The 434-nt window shown below is 56.9% G+C and carries 1 pseudogene; it reads right to left on the reverse strand.

The window, feature by feature from the left end:
* Positions 1–44: 44 nt before the first annotated feature.
* Positions 45–434: pseudogene (locus AAC083_RS22750) on the reverse strand (transposase); the annotation flags it as partial.

Here is a 434-nt window from a genome sequence, read left to right on the forward strand (position 1 = left end):
CAAATCAACCATCAAGCCACAACTGCCCCAGCCCCAAGTGACCGTTACACCCGGCGCTTTCTGACAGGCAGACCAAGGGGGCTCAGTTTGTTGATTGCACCAACATACGCCATCACTTCCTCTACCTGACCGTTGCTGATTTTCCCTGCCAGCAACTGTTTAAGCCGACACATTGCCGTTCCCGCGAGCGACGCTGATCCCCCGACATCTTCTTCCGGTGCGCCAGCTCTTCCTTGCGCATCACCAGCACCGCCTCATTTCTTGGGTGCCCCTTTTTTTCCATAGCCCTGCATTCTTGCGAGGCGGGATATAGGCTGTCGCCCCTTTGTGCACTATCTGCTGATGGTTGGCTTTGCTGTCAGAGGCGCCATCTGCATAAACACGCCCCAGCTTGCGACGCAGGGGGTTGAGCAATGTCGGCAGCACCTCAGCGT

Origin of the sequence: Aeromonas sp. HMWF014 (assembly GCF_963878295.1) — a bacterium.
Taxonomy (GTDB): domain Bacteria; phylum Pseudomonadota; class Gammaproteobacteria; order Enterobacterales; family Aeromonadaceae; genus Aeromonas; species Aeromonas popoffii.